The 2088-nt window shown below is 67.2% G+C and carries 1 protein-coding gene; it reads right to left on the bottom strand.

Going from position 1 to position 2088, the window contains the following annotated elements:
• Positions 1-2088: type I polyketide synthase (locus AB0I15_RS66725; RefSeq protein WP_358121146.1), on the bottom strand; the 2088-nt coding region annotated here is incomplete at both ends.

A 2088-nucleotide genomic window follows, 5' to 3' on the forward strand; every position in this document is an offset into this window, starting at 1 on the left:
ATGGGGTCGCCGAGGGTGGTGCCGGTGCCGTGGGCTTCGATGGCGTCGATGTGGTCGGGGGGCAGGCCGGCGTTGGTGAGGGCGGCGTGGATGACGCGTTGTTGGGAGGGGCCGTTGGGTGCGGTGAGTCCGTTGGAGGCGCCGTCTTGGTTGACGGCTGAGCCGCGGATGAGGGCGTGGATGTGGTGGCCGTTTTGTTGGGCTGTTGATAAGCGTTCGAGGGCGATGAGGCCGGCGCCTTCGGAGAAGGCGGTGCCGTTGGCGGCGGCGGCGAAGGATTTGCAGCGGCCGTCGGGGGCGAGGCCGCGTTGGCGGCTGAATTCGGTGAGGACGCCGGGGGTGGCCATGATGGTGATGCCGCCGGCGAGGGCCATGGTGCATTCGTTGTTGCGGAGTGCTTGGACGGCTTGGTGGACGGCGACGAGGGAGGAGGAGCAGGCGGTGTCGATGCTGACGGCGGGGCCTTGGAGGCCGAGGGTGTAGGCGATGCGGCCGGAGGCGACGCTGATGTTGGTGCCGGTGCCGAGGTAGCCTTCGAGGTCTTTGGGGACGCGGGTGAGGCGGGTGGCGTAGTCGTCGTGCATGATGCCGGTGAAGACGCCGGTGGGGGTGCCGTGGAGGGTGGTGGGGTCGATGCCGGCGTGTTCGAGGGTTTCCCAGGCGATTTCGAGGAGGAGGCGTTGTTGGGGGTCCATGGCGAGGGCTTCGCGGGGGCTGATGCCGAAGAAGGTGGGGTCGAAGTGGCCGGCGTTGTGGAGGAATCCGCCGTGGCGGGTGTAGGTGGTGCCGGGGTGGTCGGGGTCGGGGTGGTAGAGGGTGTCGAGGTTCCAGCCGCGGTCGTGGGGGAGGTCGCCGATGGCGTCGATGCCGTTGTGGACGAGGTTCCAGAGGTCGTCGGGTGAGGTGACGCCGCCGGGGAAGCGGCAGCCGATGCCGATGATGGCGATCGGTTCATTGCTTGTTGTGCTTGTTGCGGGCAGGGTTGTGTGCGGTGTGTTGGTGGTAGTGCTGCGGCTGCTGTTGGTGCCGGTGGTGGTTGTGGTTTTGCTGCTGGTGGTGGTGAGTTGTTGGTGGAGGTGTTGGGCGAGGGCTGTGGGGGTGGGGTGGTCGAAGATGAGGGTGGCGGGGAGGCGGAGTCCGGTGGTGGTGGTGAGGCGGTTGCGGAGTTCGATGGCGGTGAGGGAGTCGAAGCCGAGTTGTTGGAAGGGGTGGTTGGCGTTGAGGTGCGTGGGGCTCGTGTGACCCAGGGTGGCGCCGGCGTGGCTTTGGACCAGGGCGAGCAGGGTCTGGTGTTGTTCGCTCTCGCTTTGAGCGGCGAGTTGGCGTTGCAGTTCGCTGCTGGTGGTGGGCGTAGCGGCAGTGCTTTGGGTGGTGCGGTGAGCGGGGGCCAGACTGCGGAGGATGGGAGGGAGGGTTCCGTCTGGCGCGCGTAGGTGGGTGAGATTGAGGTGCGCGGGGATGGCCAGCGTTTCTGGTGTGGCGAGGGTGGCATCGAGGAGGCTGTGTGCGTCTGTTGTGCTGAGGGGGGTGATGCCGGTTTGGGTGATGCGGTGGTGGTCGGTGGTGGTGAGGTTGCTGGTCATGGTGCTGGTTTGGGTCCAGAGTCCCCAGGCGAGGCTGGTGGCGGGTTGGCCGTTGGCGTGGCGGTGGTGGGCGAGGGCGTCGAGGAAGGTGTTGGCGGCGGCGTAGTTGGCTTGGCCTGGGCTGCCGAGGGTGCCGGCGATGCTGGAGTAGAGGACGAAGGTGGTGATGGGGTGGTGTTGGGTGTGGTGGTGTAGGAGCCAGGCGGTGCGGGCTTTGGCGGTGAGGACGGTGTGGAGTTGGGTGGGGGTGAGGGTGGTGAGGGTGGCGTCGTCGAGGACGGCGGCGGTGTGGAAGACGGCGGTGAGGGGCCGGTCTTGGGGGATGCTGTCGAGGAGTTGGGTGAGTTGTTGTTCGTCGCTTAGGTCGCAGGCGGTGATGGTGACGCTGCCTTGGCTGGTGACGGTGTCTTCGGTGCCGGTGCCGGTGCCGGTCTTCGCGTTGGTGTTGGTGTTGATGGTTTGGGTGAGGGTTTGGTGGAGTTGGGTGGCGTTGGGGTGGTGGGGG

Source organism: Nonomuraea sp. NPDC050643 (assembly GCF_040654715.1).
Classification (GTDB): Bacteria; Actinomycetota; Actinomycetes; order Streptosporangiales; family Streptosporangiaceae; genus Nonomuraea.